Below are 307 nucleotides of genomic sequence, written 5' to 3'. Positions count from 1 at the left end.
TATATAAATCGTACATTGAACCTGAATCTTCAGTCATTGATGGTGTGAGTGTCGTGTCCATCAAAAGCTCATCGGTGAGAACACGACCAAGTGGAGAGCTTTGCCACCCCTGTCGATTAGCCTCCAGGAACGAGAACAAGGTTCCTGAATCTGGGTCTAATCGGTTACTGACTACTTTCAGCCTGGTTTCGGCATCGCGCATATTTCGACGAGTGGCCTCTAATCTTTCGAGTAGTTTTTCACGTTTAGTTTGTAAGTTGACTCCTTCCTTCTCACTCAAAGTTGTCGTGTGTTTTAACGTGTCTAC

1 protein-coding gene is annotated in these 307 nt (G+C 45.0%); it reads right to left on the bottom strand.

Annotated elements, in window-relative coordinates:
- Positions 1-307, bottom strand: a 307-nt coding sequence (locus AB4486_RS28360; protein WP_372120165.1) for an ATP-binding protein, incomplete at both ends; no start/stop codon positions are given.

The organism is Vibrio sp. 10N.222.55.C6, assembly GCF_041473395.1.
Lineage (GTDB): Bacteria > Pseudomonadota > Gammaproteobacteria > Enterobacterales > Vibrionaceae > Vibrio > Vibrio crassostreae_C.
Note: the sequence above shows the minus strand (reverse complement) of the source record. Positions and strands in the feature narration are given on the sequence as shown.